Source organism: Catenulispora sp. GP43 (assembly GCF_041260665.1).
Classification (GTDB): domain Bacteria; phylum Actinomycetota; class Actinomycetes; order Streptomycetales; family Catenulisporaceae; genus Catenulispora.
On sequence record NZ_JBGCCT010000015.1, the window covers coordinates 183,193 to 201,548 of the forward strand.

Annotated in this window: 18 protein-coding genes; 9 read left to right on the forward strand and 9 right to left on the reverse strand. The window is 71.4% G+C overall.

The features are described 5' to 3' along the window. The first annotated feature begins 206 nt into the window (after nucleotides 1-206). Genes ABH926_RS28675 through ABH926_RS28685 form a run of 3 tightly spaced genes read left to right on the forward strand, consistent with a single transcriptional unit; the run spans nucleotide 207 to nucleotide 1,692 of the window. Nucleotides 207-851 (forward strand): polysaccharide deacetylase family protein, encoded by a 645-nt coding sequence (locus ABH926_RS28675; RefSeq protein ID WP_370368932.1) that lies wholly within the window; start codon nucleotides 207-209, stop codon nucleotides 849-851. Nucleotides 852-909: 58 nt separating this feature from the next. Then, the gene (locus ABH926_RS28680; RefSeq protein ID WP_370368933.1) at nucleotides 910-1,263 is read left to right on the forward strand and encodes an MmcQ/YjbR family DNA-binding protein; all 354 of its coding nucleotides are present in this window, start codon (nucleotides 910-912) and stop codon (nucleotides 1,261-1,263) included. 21 nt (nucleotides 1,264-1,284) lie between these two features. Further along, complete coding sequence (locus ABH926_RS28685) at nucleotides 1,285-1,692, forward strand: hypothetical protein (RefSeq protein WP_370368934.1); 408 nt, start codon at nucleotides 1,285-1,287, stop codon at nucleotides 1,690-1,692. 126 nt (nucleotides 1,693-1,818) lie between these two features. Here ABH926_RS28685 and ABH926_RS28690 read toward each other — a convergent pair whose 3' ends face one another. Continuing rightward, nucleotides 1,819-3,108 (reverse strand): MFS transporter, encoded by a 1,290-nt coding sequence (locus ABH926_RS28690; protein ID WP_370368935.1) that lies wholly within the window; start codon nucleotides 3,106-3,108, stop codon nucleotides 1,819-1,821. Nucleotides 3,109-3,166: 58 nt separating this feature from the next. Here ABH926_RS28690 and ABH926_RS28695 point away from each other — a divergent pair, with 58 nt between their 5' ends. Beyond that, nucleotides 3,167-3,715 carry an ABATE domain-containing protein gene (locus ABH926_RS28695; RefSeq protein WP_370368936.1) on the forward strand — a complete coding sequence of 183 codons (549 nt, stop codon included), beginning with the start codon at nucleotides 3,167-3,169 and terminating at the stop codon, nucleotides 3,713-3,715. Between the two features lie 8 nt (nucleotides 3,716-3,723). Here ABH926_RS28695 and ABH926_RS28700 read toward each other — a convergent pair whose 3' ends face one another. Further along, nucleotides 3,724-6,648 (reverse strand): LuxR C-terminal-related transcriptional regulator, encoded by a 2,925-nt coding sequence (locus ABH926_RS28700; RefSeq protein WP_370368937.1) that lies wholly within the window; start codon nucleotides 6,646-6,648, stop codon nucleotides 3,724-3,726. 221 nt (nucleotides 6,649-6,869) lie between these two features. Here ABH926_RS28700 and ABH926_RS28705 point away from each other — a divergent pair, with 221 nt between their 5' ends. Next, entirely contained in the window at nucleotides 6,870-7,913 is a 1,044-nt protein-coding gene (locus ABH926_RS28705; protein ID WP_370368938.1) for an NAD(P)H-dependent flavin oxidoreductase, read from the forward strand. Here ABH926_RS28705 and ABH926_RS28710 read toward each other — a convergent pair. From ABH926_RS28710 to ABH926_RS28720, 3 genes are all read right to left on the reverse strand, one after another. After that, nucleotides 7,879-8,769 (reverse strand): alpha/beta fold hydrolase, encoded by an 891-nt coding sequence (locus ABH926_RS28710; protein ID WP_370368939.1) that lies wholly within the window; start codon nucleotides 8,767-8,769, stop codon nucleotides 7,879-7,881. The two genes, ABH926_RS28705 and ABH926_RS28710, sit on opposite strands and share 35 nt — an antisense overlap. A 47-nt stretch (nucleotides 8,770-8,816) precedes the next feature. Then, complete coding sequence (locus ABH926_RS28715) at nucleotides 8,817-9,500, reverse strand: TetR/AcrR family transcriptional regulator (RefSeq protein ID WP_370368940.1); 684 nt, start codon at nucleotides 9,498-9,500, stop codon at nucleotides 8,817-8,819. 67 nt (nucleotides 9,501-9,567) lie between these two features. After that, entirely contained in the window at nucleotides 9,568-11,409 is a 1,842-nt protein-coding gene (locus ABH926_RS28720) for an alkaline phosphatase family protein (protein ID WP_370368941.1), read from the reverse strand. Between the two features lie 378 nt (nucleotides 11,410-11,787). On the opposite strand from ABH926_RS28720, the gene ABH926_RS28725 reads away from it, so the two are divergent. After that, nucleotides 11,788-12,165 (forward strand): TetR family transcriptional regulator C-terminal domain-containing protein, encoded by a 378-nt coding sequence (locus tag ABH926_RS28725; protein ID WP_370368942.1) that lies wholly within the window; start codon nucleotides 11,788-11,790, stop codon nucleotides 12,163-12,165. Between the two features lie 120 nt (nucleotides 12,166-12,285). Here the strand turns inward: ABH926_RS28725 and ABH926_RS28730 are convergent, their stop codons facing one another. Both ABH926_RS28730 and ABH926_RS28735 read right to left on the reverse strand, forming a co-directional pair. After that, the gene (locus tag ABH926_RS28730) at nucleotides 12,286-12,678 is read right to left on the reverse strand and encodes a GntR family transcriptional regulator (RefSeq protein ID WP_370368943.1); all 393 of its coding nucleotides are present in this window, start codon (nucleotides 12,676-12,678) and stop codon (nucleotides 12,286-12,288) included. Further along, a complete protein-coding gene (locus ABH926_RS28735) occupies nucleotides 12,675-13,508 on the reverse strand; it encodes a hypothetical protein (RefSeq protein WP_370368944.1) in 834 nt (277 codons plus the stop codon). The genes ABH926_RS28730 and ABH926_RS28735 overlap by 4 nt, the downstream gene beginning before the upstream one ends. Nucleotides 13,509-13,583: 75 nt before the next feature. Here ABH926_RS28735 and ABH926_RS28740 point away from each other — a divergent pair, with 75 nt between their 5' ends. Both ABH926_RS28740 and ABH926_RS28745 read left to right on the forward strand, forming a co-directional pair. After that, complete coding sequence (locus ABH926_RS28740) at nucleotides 13,584-14,168, forward strand: hypothetical protein (RefSeq protein WP_370368945.1); 585 nt, start codon at nucleotides 13,584-13,586, stop codon at nucleotides 14,166-14,168. A gap of 142 nt (nucleotides 14,169-14,310) precedes the next feature. After that, the gene (locus tag ABH926_RS28745; RefSeq protein ID WP_370368946.1) at nucleotides 14,311-15,864 is read left to right on the forward strand and encodes a succinic semialdehyde dehydrogenase; all 1,554 of its coding nucleotides are present in this window, start codon (nucleotides 14,311-14,313) and stop codon (nucleotides 15,862-15,864) included. Between the two features lie 27 nt (nucleotides 15,865-15,891). Here ABH926_RS28745 and ABH926_RS28750 read toward each other — a convergent pair whose 3' ends face one another. Further along, nucleotides 15,892-16,866: an amidohydrolase family protein gene (locus tag ABH926_RS28750; RefSeq protein ID WP_370368947.1), complete on the reverse strand. Its 975-nt coding sequence runs from the start codon at nucleotides 16,864-16,866 to the stop codon at nucleotides 15,892-15,894. Further along, nucleotides 16,863-17,507 (reverse strand): NAD(P)-dependent oxidoreductase, encoded by a 645-nt coding sequence (locus tag ABH926_RS28755; RefSeq protein WP_370368948.1) that lies wholly within the window; start codon nucleotides 17,505-17,507, stop codon nucleotides 16,863-16,865. Before ABH926_RS28755 ends, ABH926_RS28750 begins: the two co-directional genes overlap by 4 nt. A gap of 151 nt (nucleotides 17,508-17,658) precedes the next feature. Between ABH926_RS28755 and ABH926_RS28760 the strand changes: the two genes are divergently transcribed. Then, complete coding sequence (locus ABH926_RS28760) at nucleotides 17,659-18,318, forward strand: TetR/AcrR family transcriptional regulator (RefSeq protein WP_370368949.1); 660 nt, start codon at nucleotides 17,659-17,661, stop codon at nucleotides 18,316-18,318. Nucleotides 18,319-18,356: the final 38 nt, after the last annotated feature.

Here is an 18,356-nt window from a genome sequence, read left to right on the forward strand (position 1 = left end):
TCAGTGAGAAAACGCTTCCGTGGACATTTCGAATTCTACTCCTATCGCTGAAAAAGGCGCTAATAGTGTGATTTGCGTTTATCCGCTCGCCGGTCGGGCCGGAGGTGGAAGGGCGACGAGATCCCAGGGCCTAATGGGGGAAATCCTAGTCAATCAGTCATCTACTGCCAGGCGCGGGGAATCCGTCTGAAATGATCAAAGGACTATTGCCCAGAGCCGGTGCCCTCGCCGTCACGGCCGTCCTCGGTCTGCTCGGCGTCACGCTTTCGGCGGCACCCGCCGCCGCGGCGAGCAAGAAGGTCGTCTCCATCACCTTCGACGACGGTCCCAGCCTCTACACCCCGCAGGTCCTCAAAGTCCTGGCGCAGTACGGAGTCCACGCGACGTTCTTCGAAGTGGGCCAGAACGTGGCCGCGCACCCCTCGCTGACCTCCCTGGTGTACCGCCGGGGCAACAGCGTGCAGAACCACAGCTGGTCCCATCCCGACCTGCGGCACCTGTCGGCGGCCCAGTTCCAGTACCAGGTGAGCGCCACCGACCGGCAGATCCAGGCGCACACCGGCCACCGCCCCTGCTGCCTCCGGCCGCCGTACGGCGCGGTGGACGCCACCGTGCGGGACCGGGCCGCGGCGCTCGGCAAGAAGATCGCGCTGTGGACGGTCGACCCGCGCGACTGGTCGCGGCCCGGTACGGCCGCGATCCGGGACCGGGTGCTCGGCCATGTCCGGCCGGGGTCGGTGGTGCTGCTCCACGACGGCGGCGGCGACCGCAGCCAGACCGTCGCGGCACTCGGCGGGATCCTCAAGGCCCTGAAGGCACGGGGGTACACGTTCGCGACGTGGGCCCGGTGACCGGCGGCGCGGACGTCCGGCCGGCGGGGGCGTCAGAAGGCCCGAATACTGTGGGCCCATGACTCCGAACGAGCTGAAGACGGCGTGCCTCGCCCTCCACGAAGCCGTCGAGGACTTCCCCTTCGGGGCCGACGTCTCAGTATTCAAGGTCGCCGGGAAGGTGTTCGCGATCAGCCGCCTGGACGGCACGCCGCTGTCGGTGAGCCTGAAATGCGATCCGGAGCTCGCCCTGAGCCTGCGGGCCGCGCACCCCGCGATCCGCCCCGGCTACCACCTGAACAAGCGGCACTGGAACACGGTGACGATCGACGGCTCCCTGAGCGACCAGATGGTCCTGGAGATGATCGAGGATTCCTACGACCTGGTCGTGAAGACGCTCACCCGGGCCCAGCGCGCCGCCCTGGAGGCGTAGCGGCCGACATATCCTGCGCACGTGTCGAATTCAGATCTGTGGAGCCCCATCAACGGCCCCGGCTCCGAGGCCACTGTCGTCGAGGTCTTCTCGGCCTGGCTCGCAGAGCGGGGCTGGACGCTCACGAAGCTCCCGGCGCACGGGAACCACCCGGACATCGAGGCGCGGCATCCCGACGGCCGGCGGCTCGTCGGGGAGGCGAAGGGGTTCAGCCGCGATTCCGGCACCGACCTCGACACCGGCTACGGACAGCTTCTGCGGCGGATGAAGGACGAAGCGGACACCATCTACGTACTGGTGGTGGCCAAGACGGTTGTCCGGTTCGCGCAGCGAGTGCCGTCCGAGGTGCGCAGCAGGCTGGGGATCGCGCTGTACACGGTCGACGCGCAGGGGAAGGTTGAGCACGTCGACGGTCCGGCGCTGGGGTGACTTCCACTATGAGTTCGTTCGAGACACTCAGCTCCTACCGGCAGCGGGTGGTGGCCGGCCTGGCCGCCTACCGCGTGGGCGTGCTCGCCGAGTAACAATGTCCGGCGGCGCCGTCGGACCGGGCACCTACGGCAGATCCCGCAGCCTCGACACCGGCGACAGCGCGACCGGCAGCAGCATGACCGCGGATCCGATCGCGACCGCCGTGATCGCGGTGTGCGCGCCGAGCGTCTGGGCCAGCAGGCCGCCGAGCAGGCCGCCCAGCGAGCCGCCGCCGAACAGCAGTGTCCGGAAGGCCGCCGTCATCCGCCCGCGCAACTGCGGCGGCGTGGCGTTCATGCGCAGGCTGACGCCGACCACGTTGGCGACGCCGAGCCCGAGGTAGGACACGAAGAACGCCGCGGTGAAGCAGCCGAACACCGCGGCCCGGGGCCCGCCGGCGACCGCGATCAGCAGCGGGCCGGCGAACAGCGCCGACATCGACACCGCCCAGACCGGGCCGAGCGGCAGGCGCGCCAGCAGCTTGCGGGACAGCGCGGCGCCGATCAGGCCGCCGATCGAGGAGACCGAGAACACCACGCCGATCAGCCCCGGGCTCAGACCGCGGTCGCGGGAGGCGTAGACGAGGAACATCGTCCAGACGGACACCATGGAGAAGTTCGTGAACGGGCCGATCAGCGCCAGCGATCGCAGCAGCCGGTGTCCGAGGACGAAGCGCAGGCCTTCAGCGATCTCGCCCGGGATGCTGCGCCGCTTGCCGGCCGAGGCTCCCGCGTCGGCATCGGCGCCGGCCGGCTTGGGCTCCGGCGTGCGGATCCACAGCAGCGTCGCCAACGACACCGCATACGAGGCGGCATCGACGGCCAGGGCGATCGGCGCGGTCAGCGCACCGATGATCGCGCCGGCCAAGCCCGGCCCGGCGACGTCCGCGCTGGAGGCCGTCACGCCGGTCTTCTGGTTCGCCTCCAGGTAGCGCGCGGGATCGCCGACCAGCGTCGGGACGAACGACATCCAGCTGACGTCGAACAGCACCGAGAACACCCCGATCGCGCACGCCAGCGTCAGCAGCAGCGGCAAGGTCAGCGCCCCGGTCGCCGACAGCACCGGTATCGCGCCGACCAGCAGCATCCGCGCCGCGTTGGCCACCATCATCACGCGCTTGCGGCGCATCCGGTCCGCCAGCGCGCCGAACACCAGCGCCAGCACCAGATACGGCACCAGTTGCAGGAACCGCAGCACGCCGACCATCCCGGCGCCGGCGTGGAAGGACAGGATCGCGGTGAGCGGCAGCGCGAGGTTGGTGACCTGGGTGCCGAACAGCGACAGGGTCTCGCCGGACCAGAACTTCAGGAAGTCGGCGTTGCGCCACAGGGTGTCGGCGTCACCTGGGGTTCTAACAGGAGTTATGGTCGTCATGCGTGAGAAGAGTGGCAGAGACTTCTAACGGATGCAAGTGTCGAGTACCATAAGAAACATGGAAGCCGGACCCTCGCTCGCCCTCGACCTGGCCAACACGCTCCACATGGTGCGCGGCAAGACCCGCGACGCCCTGCCGGCGTGGCTGGCGGCCCACAGCAATGGGACCGACGCGACCGAAGCGCCCGAGGCACCCGAGGCACCCGACGTGATCCCGCAGACCCGAACGGCCCGGTTCACCGAGCTGCGCGACGGCATCCGGACCCTGATCAGCGCGGCTATCGCCGAGAAGCCGTATCCGGCCGAGGCGCTGCGGGTGGTCAACACGGCCTCGGCAGGCGCGCCCTTCTGGCTCGAACTCGACGGCAGCGGACACGTCGAAGAGAAGGCGGGGGCGGACGGCCCGGAGGCCCTGTTCGGAACCATCGCCCGCCACACCATCACGCTGCTCGGTGGGGCCGAGCGTGAGGCACTACGCGCGTGCCAGGCACCGGGCTGCGTGCAGTTCTTCGCGCGGACCCACCCGCGCCAGGAATTCTGCGGCCCCGCCTGCGGAAATCGGGCGCGGGCGGCGCGACACTACGCTCGGCACAAGGACAACGCTTAAGCCTTGCCTCAGCCGCTCTTCTCCCCCTGATTACCGATGATCCGCGGCAACTCCCCCCGCGACGAGACCCCCAGCCGCCGATACACCCGCCCCAGATGCGCCTCGACCGTCCGAGGGCTGAGGAACAGCCGCTGCGCGATCTCCCGCGACCGCATCCCCTCGGCGGCGAGCGCCGCGATCTCGCGTTCCCGGTCGCTCAGCATGCCCAGCGGCCCGTTGCCTTGCGCCCGCGCCGCGTCGCCGCCGTCCGTACCATCGCCGTCCGTGCCGCCGCCGGCATCCGCGTCCCCGTCGCTCCGGCCGGTCTCCAACTCGGCCCGCGCGCGGGCCGTGTCCTCCTGCACCCACAGCGCGCCGAGCGCGTCCGCTGCGGCCGAAGCCGCGTCCAGCCACACCAGCGCCGCGTCGTGACCCTGCACGGCGTCGGCCGCGGCGGCGCCCATCGCCTGGGTCCAGGCCCGCTGGATCGGTGCGCCGGCGCGGTCGAAGCGGTCCGCGGCCCGTTCGAAGAGGTCCATGGCCAGTTCGGGGCGGCCGTCGGCGAGGTGGAGTGCGGCGCGGGCGCGCATGGCGCTCGCGGTCTGGCCGGGCAGGGCGAGCCGGGCCGCGGCGGACTCCGCGTCCTCGGTCCAGTGGCGTGCCGCCGCCAGGTCGCCGCAGCGGAGGGCGGCCATGGCCATCACGCCCTTGAGCGACGGTTCCAGTGCGGGCTGCGCCGCCGCCACGTCCTGTCCGTCCGCGCGCTCCAGCATGGTCCGCAGGGCGCCCTCGGGGTCGCCGCCGAGCAGCTGCACCTGTGCCGCCAAGCCGAGTGCGCTCAGGGCCCACCAGCTGCGGTGCGATTCGACGTCGGCGATCGCGGACTCGGCGAGCGCCAGGATCTCCCGGACGTCGCGCTGCCCGCGGGTCCAGATCATCGCCGACGCCCGGACCGCCTTGGCCAGACCGACGCCCTCCTCGGATCCGATGGCGGTGGCGAGCCGTTCGGCCTGCACCGCCCACTCCGTGCTTGTGCCCAAGCGGCCGGTGAACAGGTCCACGGAGGCCAGGGCGAGCAGCAGGTGCAGCACCACGTGCAGCTGGGTGCCGCCGCTGGCGACCTTCAGGCCGCGCTTCAGGTGCCGGGAGGCGTCGCCGAAACGTTCGAGGTAGAGCTCGGCGATGCCGAGGGTGGCGAACATCTCAGGGGACTGGCCGGCCTGGGGATCGGCCAGCGCGTCCACGGCGTTCGCGCACTGCCGCATCGCGAGCACGGCGGTCTCGACGTCGCCCAGATACGAGTCCTGACACAGCGCCAGGCAGCGGATCGCGACCTCGGTCGGGTGCACGGGCCGGGCGGTGGTGTCCACCGCCGCGCGGATCATCTCGCGGGCCTGGACGTGGTCCCCATTCAGGGTCTGCACCAGCGCGTACTCGTAGACCATCATGACGGCCTCCAGCGGCAGCGACCCGCCGGGCCCGGGGTCCGGCAGCAGGCTGAGCGCGGTGGCGGCGATGGCCTCGGCCTCGGCGTAGCGGCACAGCAGCCGCTCGACGTCCGCGGCGGCCCCGTACGCGCGCAGCGCCAGCTGCCACGGCAGGTCCGCGACGTGTCCCAGCACGCGGTGGACCAGCGTCCGGGCCTCGTCGAGCCGGCCCACGGCGATGAGGGCCCGGCAGAGCAGGATCTCGAGCTCCGAGCGCGCCGGACCGCCGTGCGGAATGTATTCGAGCGCCAGGCGCGACCAGTGCGCTGCGGCGGCCGGGTCGCGCGCCACCACCTCGGCGGCGGCCCGGGCCAGGATCGGCGCGGCGGTCTCCGAGGCGGTGCCCAGCAGGTTCTCCGCGTGCCGGGCCTGCGCAGTCGCGGCGGCTTCGCGCTTGACGAGCAGGTCCAGCGCACGCCGGTGTCCCGCCGACTGTTCGGAGAAGCTGGAGTGCTCATGGGCGACGTGTCCCAGCACCGGATCGCGGAAGACGAACTCACCGTCGCCGCGCGCCCGCACCAGATCGGCCCGCGCCAGTTCGCCGAGCGCGACCAGGACGCGGTCGGCGGGCAGCCCGCACACCTCGGTGACGTCCTCGGGCCGGAACGGGTCGCCGAGGATGGCGGCGCCGCGCAGGACCACGCCGGCCTCCGGCGACACCAGGTCGAGTTCGGAGGTCAGCGCGGCGGCCTCCCGCAGCAGCCCGCCCGGGTCGCCGCCGGCCTGGAACGGCCACAGCACCGGGTCCCAGCCGCCGGCCAGCAGGATCCTGAGATTGCGCGGGCTGCCGCCGGCCGCCTCGCCCAACCGGTGGTCGCAGACCTCGTCCGCGGCCGTGCCGGAAGTCCCAGCACCCCTGGCCGCCGAACCGCCGGCCCAGCGGACAGCCAGCTCGCACAGGGCGTCGGCGGCCAGCGGCGCGGCCTCGATCCGGGTCACGGTCCCGATCCGGACGCCGTCGTCCAGCGCGGCCAGCAGCGCCGGACTCGTCTGCCGCGGACGGTGGGCCAGCGCCAGCAGGAACGGACCCGGCACGGGATTGCGGACCAGCCCCACGGCGATCTCGACGGACCGCGGGTCGCACCACTGCACGTCGTCGAGCAACACCGCACCGCCGGCCCCGACGGCCCAGCCGGCCGCCAGGGATCTGGCCGACTGCGGATCCAACGCGGCCTCGCGGTCCAGCGTGCCCGGCCCCAGGAGTTCCTCCCACGCGCTGGCGAAGATCTGGCCGGGCGCCGCGTCGCCGCGGACCGCATGACCGCGGGCCAGCCGCGTACCGCTCTCGGACACCAGCGCCGCCAGCGCGGTCAGCAGGCTGGTCTTGCCCATTCCGGGATCGCCGACGATCTCCACGACGGCGCCGTGCCCCGATCGCAGCATGCTGACGGCCTGTTCCAGGCGCACGCTTTCCGCGTCCCGTCCCACAAGGGGCCCGTCGAACCGCGAGGGGCTTATCAGTGGCATCGACACACCATAAGACTCTCCAATCCCGAGAGCCGATATGCCAGAGTGCCTATTTCCCCTTCTGGCGCATGGCAATGACTTCCCGACGGATGAACAGTCACTACGGCGCGATGAACGTGACGTAACGTCGTCGGTGGGCCCGCCACGACGGGCGCACCGACCAGAACCGCCCAGAACCGCCCCGCACCAACCTGCACCAACCCGCACCAAGGAGTCACGCCATGACCCGCGACCTGGCCTCCCTCCACGCAGACCTGCCCGTCTGGGCCGCCCCGATGGCCGGCGGACCCAGCACCCCCGCGATGGTCGTCGCGGCAGCGAAGGCTGGCGGGCTGGGGCTGCTGGCCGCCGGCTACAAGACCCCCGAGGCGCTGGCCGCGCAGATCGCCGAGGTCCGCGGGTCCGGGGCGGTGTTCGGCGTCAACCTCTTCGCGCCGAACCCGGTGCCGGTCGCCGTGCCGGACTACCGCGATTATGGCCGGTCCTTGCAACCCGAAGCCGATCGCTACGGCCTCATCCTGCCGAGCGAGCAGCCCCGGAACGAGGACGACGACTCCTGGGCGGACAAGCTCGACCTGCTCCTGCGCGATCCGGTCCCCCTGGCGTCGTTCACCTTCGGGCTGCCGGGCGCCGACACCGTGAAGGCGTTGCAGGACGCGGGCACCGTGGTCGCGCAGACCGTCACCACGCGCGCCGAAGCCCTTGCCGCCGCCCAGATCGGCGCCGATGTGCTGATCGTGCAGGCCCCGGCCGCCGGCGGCCACTCCGCGACCTTCTCCCCCGCTCAGCCTCTCGTCCCCATCCCGCTTCCCGACCTGGTCAGCGACGTGCGGCAGGCGATCGGGCTACCGGTCGTGGCCGCGGGCGGCATCGCCACCGGCGCGGACGTCGCGGACGCCCTGCGCGCCGGAGCGCAGGCCACGATGGTCGGCACCGTTCTGCTGCGCGCCCACGAAAGCGGCACCTCCACCGCACACCGGGCCGCCCTGGCCGACCCGGCGTTCACGGAGACCACGCTGACCCACGCGTTCACCGGCCGTCCCGCGCGGGCTCTGCGCAACCGCTTCATCGACGCCTACGAAGCCCGCGCCCCGCTCGGCTACCCGGCGCTGCACCACCTCACCACCGGACTGCGCAAGGCGGCCGCCGCGGCCGGCGACACGGACCTGGTCCACCTGTGGGCCGGCACCGGCTGGCGGCAGGCCCGCGAGGAGAGTGTCGCCGACGCCCTCACTCGTCTGGCCGCAGAAGCAGCGGCGTCTTAGCCGCCGAGGAGCCGTCGACCTCGCCGACGAAACTCCGGATCTCCGCCGCGAGCCGGGCCGGCTGGTCAAGCGGGACCAAGGTGTATGAGTCCTCGACCTCGACCAGGCGGGCGCCGGGAATCAGTTCGGCGAGCCGGCGGCCGTGCTCCGGCGGCATCACCCGATCGCGCTGTGCCCACACGATCAACGTCGGACGGTCGAACCGGTCCAGCTTTCCGGCCGCGACGGTGAGCACGTCCCGGTCCGCGGCTGCCGCACGCAGAACCCGAACCGTGTCGCGACGGATCTCCCGCTGCCGCCAGATGGGCCGCATCCACCGCTTGACGACCGTGTCGCCGCGCTTGGTGAGCCAGCCGAACGCCAGCGGGAGACGGCGCACCAGCTTGAGGCGCATCTGCTGCATGAACATCCCGAACAACGCCGGCGGGAGTTTGCCGGTGAGGAACAGCGTGCGTCCGGTCAGCCCCGGCGGGAAGTTGCCGAACGCGTCGCACGACACCAGGACCGCGCCGCCGATCCGCTCCGCCGGCCCGTCTGCCATGAGCAGTTGCACCAGCATCCCGCCGGTGTCGTTGCCGACCAGGATGACGTCGCGGAGGTCGAGGGCTGCCAGGAACTCGGCGACCAGCGCGGCGATGCCGTGCGGCGACAGGTCGGCGTCGGGGTGCATCCCCGTGCGGTGCGCGCCCATCGGCAGGACCGGGATCACGCAGCGCCGACCCGGCGCCAGGTCGTCGGCGACGGCGGTCCACAGCGTCTCGTCCATCAGCAGGCCGTGGAGGAAGACGAGGGCGGGGCCGGGGCCGGCGCGGTCTTCGTACTCGATGACTCCTGCGGAAAGCTCTATCGAGTTCATATCTAAAGTGAACCACATGGTTCACAACTGCGCGCGGCGAGCGGCCGTCAGTCGGCGTCTTCCTCCCGCTCCAGCATCCGCAACAGCGCCGCGAGCCCGGCCTCGCCGCCGCTGCCGCCGTCCGAACCTCCTGTTCGGCGCTGCACCAGGAAGCCGCGCAACGCGGCGAACACCACCTCGGCGATCTCGTCCTTACGCTGGTCGCTCCACTGCGGCGGGCACATGGCCCGCAGCGCCGGCAGAAAGTGGCCCGCGGCGTCGACGGCCAGCGCCGCGTGCCGGTCGGGGTCGTACATCGCCAGGCCGAGCGCCTGGTCCAGCGCCCGCTGTCCCTCGCCGGAGCCGGTCAGCACCGGCCAGACGGCGCGGACCCGGCCGGCCAGCGTCGGGGCCTGGTCCGGGGCGTAGGCGGCGGCCAGCGAGGAGGCCAGGCGCCGCTCCCGCAGCACTTCGACGGCCTCGCGCAACAGGTCCTCGGCGCCGTCAAAGTGGTAGAGCAGCACCTTGTGCGTGGTCCCGGCCGCCTTGGCCGCCCGCCGCAGCGAGAAGTCGACCAGGCCGTGCTCGGCCAGGTCGTCGGTGACGCGGTCGAGCAGTTCGCGCCGGCGCGCCTGGGCACGGGGCGTGCCGGCCGAGCGCCGGTAGCCGGCCGGGGCGGCGGCGGTGTCGGGGCCGGAGTCGGAGTCGGAGTCGGAGTCGGAGTCAGTAGCGCTGTCGGAGTCTTCGTTCACGGCTCAAGCTTCCCTGATCCCGGCGGTGATGCCGGATCATGATGCCGGGATCAGGGAAGCGTGTGAGCTAACTCAGCGTGAGCGTCACGGGCCCGGCCAGGACCGAGTACCCGTCGTTGCTGAAGTAGTAGACCTTGTAGGTGCCCGCGCCGTAGTTCGCGGTGAACGTGGCGCTGCCGCTGGTTCCGGGCGTGTACTGCCAAGCAGTGGAGGCCTGGCTGCCGGGGGTGTCACTCGGCTTGTAGACGCCGATCCAGTTCTTCGCGCTGTTCGTCGCCGGCGGCGTGGTGTAGGAGAACGTCACCGACGAGCCGTTCGCCACATTCGGCGTCGAGGTCGTCAGCGTCGGGCCGGTGTTGGTGGTCCCGCCCCAGGCGTCGTTGACGGTGGCCGCGTAGGCGTCGTTGTTGGTCAGCGGCGCCAGGCCCAGGGCCTTGTCGACGGTGCGCAGCAGGCCGTACTGGTCGGTGCGCTGCGAGCTGGTGTAGCCGGCCTTCACCGAGTTCTGCGATCCGAGCAGCAGGGCCGGGATGCGGTTGGGGTAGCTCGGGCCGTAGGCCTTGGTCGCGCCCTCGTCCCAGGTGAGGATCAGCAGGGACTTCTGCTGGGTCCAGGCCGGGGAGTTGAAGATCGTGGGCAGCGTGGCCTTGAGCCAGTTGTCGCCGGCCGTGACCCCGCAGGACTCCATGTCGTCGCAGTCGTCCGGCTCGAACCAGACGAAGTTCGGGGTGGTCGCGGCCGACTTCAGGTCGGTGGTCATCTGGGTGAGCGGCTGGTCGTGCTGGGCGCAGTAGCCGGTCGAGGACTCGTCGGACTTGAAGTTCTGGAAGAAGGTGAACGGCACGTCGTCCGGGGAGTAGTAGCCGTGCGAGCCGTAGTCGCAGTTCCCGTTCTCGTTCTCCACGTACGTCTTCCACGTCTTGCCGGCCGCCTCGACGCTGTTGCCGACATGCGGGGCGTTGATCGTGGTGGTGGCGATGCTGTTGTCGTGCAGGCCGTACAGGCCGCCGCCGGCCAGGGCGACGTAGTTCGGGTCGGACGGGTGCGTGGTGGCGTAGGCCTGGCTCAGCGACGTGCCCTGGGAGAGCAGGCTGTTGATGTACGGGGCCTGCGAGGTGTTGCCGACGATGCCGGAGTAGTCCTCGTTCTCCATGTACACCACGAAGACGTGGTCGAAGCCCGGCACCGAGGACGGCGGGGCGGTGAGCGCCGGCGTGGGCACGTTCGCGCCGACGGTCAGCGACACGTCGTCGGCGTAGCCGTCAGTGGTGTCCCCGGCGGTCCAGATGAAGCCCAGGTCGACCTTGATCGAGCGGGTTCCGGCCGGCAGCGTCCCGGTGGCCGAGCGCTGCAGGAACTTGGTGACCAGGCCACGGTCGGTACTGGTCACCGGAGCGATGGCGGCGGTCCCGACCGAGGCGCCGGCCGCGTTGAGGAACGTCGCGGTCATCCCCACGCGGTCGTTCTGGCCGGCGTACCCGCCGAGCCAGCCGGACAGGTTGAACGGCACGCCCCCGGCGTCGATCGCCGACGCGGCCGAGGACACGTCGACGGTCTGTGCCAGATCCGAGTTCCCGGTCCCCCCGCCGGCAAAGAACTGGTTCCCGCGCGTGGGCGAACCCGGAGTGCTCGCGTCCGGATAGCCGGACGCGCCGTAGCAGACGGCGTTCGGATCGCCGGAGACGATCGTCCAGCCGGGCATCGTCATGTCGTCCAGGCCGTTGGACGAGCACTGGGCCGCGCTCTCGGCTCCGGAGTCGACGAGCAGGTTGCCGCTCATGGTGGCGGCGTGCGCGGGCCGGGCCGCGGTCACGGACATCACGCCGGAAAGCAGGGCCAGCGCGGCGGTCGAGGCGAGCAGGGCTGTTCTGCCGCCTCCGGCGACGCGGCGCGGGGACAGAGAAGTCATACGGGATCCTCTTCCGTTCAGCGAGTGTGGGCAGGCTACGGACCTGGACTACGTGCAGTAGGACTATGGGTACGCAAGGTTGACGGGAGATCCTTGCCCGATGAACGGATCGAACTTGTATAGCCAACAGATAGTTGTCTGGCCAACTTTGCGCACGGGGGCACCGTAGCTCCGACTGGGGCGGTCGGCCAGGGCCGGGGACGCACTAATCCACCGGCACGAAGATGTCCTCGCATGTCGGCAGCCGCCTCGAAAGACCCTGCTCGTAGTGGTACCTGAGGAAGGTGTCGACGGCCGTGCGATTGGCGTCCACATCTGGTCTTCGAACCGGTCCGGCGCCTGGCCGATGCCACGGCCGCGCCGACCGTCGCCGACCTGGTGGCAGCCTCGCTGGCGACGATCGAGCAGGACACGGTGACCGACGCGGCGGGCCGGACCGTGCCGGTCGAGGAACTGCTGCGCTGCGTGGTCCAGACCTGGTCGGAAATCCTTCGCAGCGAAGAGGTCCGCGACGGCGCGACGGCGGGCTTCGAGGGCGTGCGCCGCAGCATCGCCGACGCGCTGCGGCGCGGTCAGGGTGCCGGCGCGATCCCCCCGGGCGCGGACCCGGACCTCGCGGCCCGCGCGGCGATGGGGCTGCTGCACGGACTGATGCTGCAACGGGTCGCCTTCGGCACCACCGATACCACCGGCCTGGCCGAAGGGATCCGGGCGGTTCTGGGCGGCGGTACGAAGCATGCGGCCGGACGGGCTTGAGAAATACGAAGGCGCTGGCCCCGCCTGGTGGCCGCAAACGACCGGGCCGCCTCAGCCCGCATCGCCCCGCAACTCCGCCGCGACCACACCAAGCGCTTCGTGCCCGGCGACCGGGCCGCCTCAGCCCGCATCGCCCCGCAACTCCGCCGTGATCGCCGCGAGCGCGTCGTGGTCGGCGATGCCCAGCCGCCGCGTGGTGGCCGCGAACGACCGGGCCGCCTCGGTCAGCAGGCGGCGGGTGTCGGCGGCGGTGCGGTCGTCGGGTTCGTGCGGGGCGCGGGGAGCGACCACCGTGCCGGTGCGCACCCGGCTGGCGACCAGGTTCGCGGCCTCCAGTTCGCGGTAGGCGCGCGCCACGGTGTTCACCGCGAGGCCCAGATCGCCGGCGAGTTGGCGGATCGGGGGCAGGCGGGTTCCCGGCGGCAGCGCGCCGGAGCCGATCATCGCGGCCACCTGGGCGCGGATCTGCTCGTAGGGCGGGACCGGGCTGGTGTCGTCGAGTTCGACGATCATGCCGGTTCCGGAGCGGCCGACCCCGGCGAGGCGGTCTCGCGCGCGGGCCGGGGCCAGTAGGCCAGGATCCGTCCGGCGATCGGGAAGCCGATGGCGAGCAGCGCGCCGACGATGCCGGTCTGGTGATTGCGGCCCAGGACGCCGGCCGCGTCGAGCTGCGCGCCGATGCACGAGCCGACCAGCACCATCCCCGCTGCGGCCAGCACGTGCAGCGAGCGCGAGCGGATCGCGTCATCGGCGGCCATCCGGTCGGGCTCGGCCAGCGGCTGCGGGCGGCGCAGGACGTGGCGCTGCGCCGCCAGCGCGACCGCGCCGAGCGCCAGGCCGATCACCGTGCACAGCGCCATGGCCCTGAGATTTCCGTCGGGGTTCGAGCGATGGCGGACGACGCACACCACGGCGGTGAGCACGCACACCGCCATCGTGCCGGGCACGGCCCAGCGTCCGGCCCACGGCAGGTAGTCGGCGGCCCGGCGCGACGCCAGCGAGGCCGACGCCCGCGGCCCGCGGTCCAGGTGCGCGACCCGGAGTTCGGCCACGGCGGCGCCGCCGAACCAGCCGGCCAGCGCCCACTGGAAGTCGACGAAGAAGGACCAGGTGACGACCGCCGAGCCCAGCACCCCCACGGCGAAACCGATCGCGCGCCACCTCCGGGTGGTCGCCCGGTAGGCGATGATCTGGTTCCCGTTGCCCGGGGTCACCCGCAGCGAGTGCAGGCGTGCGAACTCCTCGACGCGCCGGCGCGGCACCGCGCCGACCACGGCGTTCGCCGTCATCAGGAGCAGGAGGGCCGCGCACAGGCCGACGATTGCGATCAAGGACACTGACATGGTGGTCAATGTAGCGAGACATTGCTACATTGTCCACGCCGAGAACGGCTCGGCCGGTTGTGTCAGGGGGCAGACATGAAACCAGGGGCGGTCCTGAAGCAGGGCACCGGCGTCAAGCAGTGGGTCGACGACGATGTGTGGCAGCAGCTCGACCCACACGCCGGCGGCCTGAGCCGACGCCAGCGCAGGCGCGCGGCGGCGGCAGCCACGGCCGCCGCCGTCGTCCTGGTGGCCGGTTTCGCGATCGACCGCTCCGGCCTGGTACGGGCGCAGATCACGTACGACCCCGACACGGGACTGCAGAGCTCGGCGACGGTGAACCCGAAGGTCTTCACACAGCAGGTCCCCGTGAAGAACAACGGCTGGACCACCGTCCGCGTGACCGGCATCGGGCATGACGGCCCGGGCCTGCGCCTGGTCGGCCCGACGGACACCGGGGAACTGAAGCAGGCCTCGGAGATGGGCGGCAGGCAGCCTCCGTTCGACCTGCGCCCGGGCCAGACGGCAATCATGGTCGTCGCCTATCGGGTCACCGACTGCGCGGCCGTCCCGGCCGGACCGCTCCTGATCCCCGTCCGCGTGGAACGACCCTGGGGGACGGAGACGATCAGCCTCTCGTCCGAGGTGCCGATGGACCAGGCGTGCCCTCCGCAGCACTGAGCAGCCGCACGCGATACCGCGAAGGTCCACACCATCGACCACGGCTCGTATGACGACACCGGCACGCGGGCACAACCATCAATCACGACCCGCCAGTCACGACACTGAAGACATCTCAACTAGAACGCGTTACATTCCCGCCATGAGCCTGCCGCCTTCGGTCACCTCTGAACTGCTCGCGAAGCTCACCGGCATGGTCGTGGCCACCAGCGGACGCGTCCACGCGGTGACCGAGGTCTACACCGGCGACGAGGTCGTGGACCTGCCGCAGTCCGATCCCGCCGATGTCCGGACCGCCTATGCCGCAGCCCGAGCGGCGCAGGCGGTCTGGGCTTCCTGGCCGCTCAAGCGCCGGCTGGGGGTGATGAAGCGGTTCCACGCGCTGCTGCTGGAGCGCGGGCTGGTGGTCGCCGACCTGATGCAGGTCGAGACCGGCAAGGCGCGGCGGATGGCCTTCGAGGAGACCTGCGACGTGCTGATGGTGACCAGCCACTACATCAAGGCGGCGCCGCGCATCCTGAAGGAGCGCAAGCACGGCGGGGTGGTGCCGCTGGTCTCCACCTCGACCGAGGTCCGGATCCCCAAGGGGGTCGTCGGCCTGATCTCGCCGTGGAACTTCCCGTTCGCGACCAGCCTGTCCGACGCGATGCCCGCGCTGATCGCCGGGAACGGCGTGGTGCTGAAGCCGGACAACAAGTCCACCCTGAACGTCGCCTACGGCGTCGGCCTGCTCTACGAGGCCGGGATGCCCGCCGGCCTGGTGCAGATCGTCTGCGGTGCGGGCCCTGACATCGGCGCCGCGCTGATCGAGGGCGCCGACTACGTCATGTTCACCGGCTCGACCGCGACCGGCCGGGTGATCGGGGCGCAGGCCGGGCAGCAGCTGATCGGCTGCACGCTCGAACTCGGCGGCAAGAACCCGCTGATCGTCCTGGACGACGCGAACCTCGACGAGGTGATCGCCGGCACCGTCACCGCCACGTTCCTGAACACCGGCCAGGCGTGCATGCACATCGAGCGCATCTACGTCTCGGAGCGGCGCAGGGAGGAGTTCACCAAGCGCTTCGTCGAAGCCGTGCAGGCGATCCGGGTCGCCGCCGCCTACGACTTCTCGCCGGACATGGGCTCGCTGGTCTCGGTCGCGCAGCGGGAGCGGGTGCAGGCGCACGTCGACGACGCGGTCGCGAAGGGCGCCACCGTCCTGACCGGCGGCAAGCCCCGCCCCGATCTGGGCCCGGCCTTCTTCGAGCCGACCGTGCTCACCGACGTCACCCCGGACATGGCCCTGGCCAAGGCCGAGACGTTCGGGCCGGTCACCGCGATCTACCCGTACGCCTCCGTCGAGGCGGCCGTGGCGATGGCCAACGACACCGAGTACGGCCTGAACGCCAGCGTCTGGGGCGGCGACCGCAAGGCCGCCGAGGCCGTCGGCCGCCGGATCGAGGCCGGCAACATCAACGTCAACGACGGCCTGGCCGCCTCCTACGCCTCGAAGAAGAGCACCTCCGGCGGGTTCAAGGCCTCCGGGGTCGGCAGCCGCCACGGCGACGCCGGCATGCTGAAGTACACCGACGTGCAGAACGTCGCCGTGCTCAAGAAGCAGGTGCTGACGAACCCGCCGGACACCGACTGGACCAAGCAGGTCGAGAAGACCATCAAGGGCCTGCGATTCATGCGTAAGCTCGGCATCCGCTGAGCGGAGCGGTTACAGCCAAGGGAGCGGTCAGAGCCGAAGCAGCCGTCGGGCGTTGCCGAAGGCGACCTTCTCCTTGTCGGCAAAGGGAATCGCCGCTTGTTCGAGGGCTGCGACCGCCGCGCTCGTCGACTCGTAGGGGTAGTCGACGGCGAACAACACCGCGTCCGGGCCGAGGACGTCGACCAACGCCTTGACCGCGGCAGGGGCAAGGATGCCGCTGGTGGTGACCTGAACGTTCTCCCCGAAGTACGCCGAGGGCTCGCGGCGCAGCGGTGCGGGGACCGTCAGGGTCGCGTACCGGGAGTCGAACCGGGACAGCTGGAACGGCAGGAACTCACCGGCGTGTCCGAGGATCATCCGGGCCTCCGGATGCCGGTCGAACACCCCCGAGAGCACCACGCGCATCGCGTGCCCGCCGGTCTCGGCCTGCCAGCTCCACAGCGCCCCGTACATCTCCGGATGCCCCGCCAGGACGTGCCACGCGTCGGCCGGCGGCATCCCCGGGTGCAGATACAGCGGCACGCCGAGTTCGGCCAGCGCGGCCCACACCTGGTCGAAGGCCGGATCGTCGAGGTAGCGGCCCTGAACGTGGTCGTTGACCAGGGCGCCCCGAAGACCGAGTTCGCCGACGGCCCGTTGGAGCTCCCGCACCGCCGCATCAGGGTCCTGCAACGGTAGGGCGGCGAAGGCCGCGAACCGATCGGGGTGGTCACGGACGACATCGGCGAGGTAGTCGTTGACGAACCCGGCGTTGGCGACCGCCCGGGCCGCGTTCTCGTCGGCCTCGATCCCCGGGACGGTGAGCGAGAGCACCTGCATGGCGATGCCGTTGGCGTCCATCTCCGGCAGGCGCCACCGGGTGACGTCGGGGAGCCGGGCCAGCATGTCCGCGACGAACTCGGGCTTGACGTTGCCCGGCAACGGGATCGGCGGACGGCGCTCGGCCAGCCCGGGGACCGCGATGGCCTCTTCGATGGCGATGTGACCGCGAAGCTCACTCATGCCTTGCCCACCGCCACCACGATCTCGGCTCCGTGCCCGCCGAGCTGTGCTCCATGCCTGCCAGTCTCCGCCTCGTCGAGGAGGACAGCGGCGGCGGTGGCGCGGGAGATCCTCGGGATCATCAGGGGACGTGGATAGTCGGCGAGTCGGACGGCGCCGCGTCGCGGGCTGAGCGGACCGTTTCCGAGGTCCGGGGCGTGCACGACCGTGGCCCCGGCCCGCATGGCGATGGCGTCCGCCTCGGCCTTCTCAGCGAGTTCCGCGCCGACGAACATGCGCATCACCGTCTGGTAGAAGACGCCGCCCGCGCCGGTGGACCCGCCGGATCCCAGCGCGCCCAGCCACACCGTGCGCACGCCCGTCGCGGCCAGAGCCCGGGCCCCGGCGACCAGCACACCGGGTCCGTCGGCCTTCCTGATGCCGAGGGTGGACACGACCACGTCGAGATCGCCGAGGTCGGGAAACGTCCGCGGGTCCGTGACGTCCGCCCGCCGGACCTCGACCTTCTGGGCGGCCGGCGATGAGGCGGCGAACCGGTCCGGCTCGCGGACGAGGGCCACGACCTGGTGCCCCCGTCCGCCCGCCTGGTCGACCAGCAGGCGGCCGACCCTCCCGGAGGCGCCGAGCACTGCGATGCGCATGGATCCACTCCCTAACTGAACAAGTGTTGGCTAAGTAAGTGAACAACTGTTGGTTAGCGGCTGTCAACCGCGGCGGACCGGGCCCGACCCCGCCCGGCCTGTAGGCTGGACCGTCGTCGCGCACCGTTCACGCTGGCCGGAAAGGGTGGTAATGAGCTCTGCCGGCCAGGAACCGGCCCGCCGCCGTAATCCGCGCGGCCAGGGGCAGGTACTCAGGGACCAGCTCATCGAGGCCGCGGCGCGGCTGCTGGCCACCCTGGACCAGCCCGAGACGATCACCCTGCGGCAGGTGGCCCGCGAGGTCGGCGTCGCTCCGGCCAGCATCTACAGCCACTTCCCGGATCTCAGTGCCCTGATCGAACACGTCCTGCGGCTGCGCTACGAGGAACTGGCGCGGGTCATGGAGCAGGCCGCGGCATCGGCCGCCGACCCGCTCGCCGACCTCGTCGCCCGGTGCGCGGCGTATATACACTGGGGCGTCGACCAGCCCGGTCACTACCGGACCCTGCTCGGCGGGAGGATGCCGGCGGACCTGGTCCCCCGGACCGCGCACGGCGCCGGGGCCGAACTGCTCGACTCCGTCATCACGGCCCTGGCCGCCGTCAAGGGTTCCGACGGTCCGCGCTCCGACGACAAGAGCCAGTGGCAGGCCGGGCTCATGCTCTGGACGGCGATGCACGGCCTGATCAGCGTCTACAACGACCACGGGGACATCCCCTGGCCCCCGCTCGACGAGCTGATCGCGGACCTGCTCAGCCTGCACACCGGGCGCCCCGCCGCCGAGATCGCGGCACTTCTGCCCGAGCGTTAGGACCTGTTCAAGGGCTCTGTCATGTGCACTAAGGTCGC

Bases quoted from the DNA above. Each gene is read 5' to 3' on its own strand.
- ABH926_RS28680 (WP_370368933.1), top strand. From the start codon at position 910: ATGACTCCGAACGAGCTGAAGACGGCGTGCCTCGCCCTCCACGAAGCC.
- ABH926_RS28690 (WP_370368935.1), bottom strand. From the start codon at position 3,108: ATGACGACCATAACTCCTGTTAGAACCCCAGGTGACGCCGACACCCTG.
- ABH926_RS28695 (WP_370368936.1), top strand. From the start codon at position 3,167: ATGGAAGCCGGACCCTCGCTCGCCCTCGACCTGGCCAACACGCTCCAC.
- ABH926_RS28700 (WP_370368937.1), bottom strand. From the start codon at position 6,648: ATGCCACTGATAAGCCCCTCGCGGTTCGACGGGCCCCTTGTGGGACGG.
- ABH926_RS28705 (WP_370368938.1), top strand. From the start codon at position 6,870: ATGACCCGCGACCTGGCCTCCCTCCACGCAGACCTGCCCGTCTGGGCC.
- ABH926_RS28710 (WP_370368939.1), bottom strand. From the start codon at position 8,769: ATGAACTCGATAGAGCTTTCCGCAGGAGTCATCGAGTACGAAGACCGC.
- ABH926_RS28720 (WP_370368941.1), bottom strand. From the start codon at position 11,409: ATGACTTCTCTGTCCCCGCGCCGCGTCGCCGGAGGCGGCAGAACAGCC.
- ABH926_RS28730 (WP_370368943.1), bottom strand. From the start codon at position 12,678: ATGATCGTCGAACTCGACGACACCAGCCCGGTCCCGCCCTACGAGCAG.
- ABH926_RS28735 (WP_370368944.1), bottom strand. From the start codon at position 13,508: ATGTCAGTGTCCTTGATCGCAATCGTCGGCCTGTGCGCGGCCCTCCTG.
- ABH926_RS28740 (WP_370368945.1), top strand. From the start codon at position 13,584: ATGAAACCAGGGGCGGTCCTGAAGCAGGGCACCGGCGTCAAGCAGTGG.
- ABH926_RS28745 (WP_370368946.1), top strand. From the start codon at position 14,311: ATGAGCCTGCCGCCTTCGGTCACCTCTGAACTGCTCGCGAAGCTCACC.
- ABH926_RS28750 (WP_370368947.1), bottom strand. From the start codon at position 16,866: ATGAGTGAGCTTCGCGGTCACATCGCCATCGAAGAGGCCATCGCGGTC.
- ABH926_RS28755 (WP_370368948.1), bottom strand. From the start codon at position 17,507: ATGCGCATCGCAGTGCTCGGCGCCTCCGGGAGGGTCGGCCGCCTGCTG.
- ABH926_RS28760 (WP_370368949.1), top strand. From the start codon at position 17,659: ATGAGCTCTGCCGGCCAGGAACCGGCCCGCCGCCGTAATCCGCGCGGC.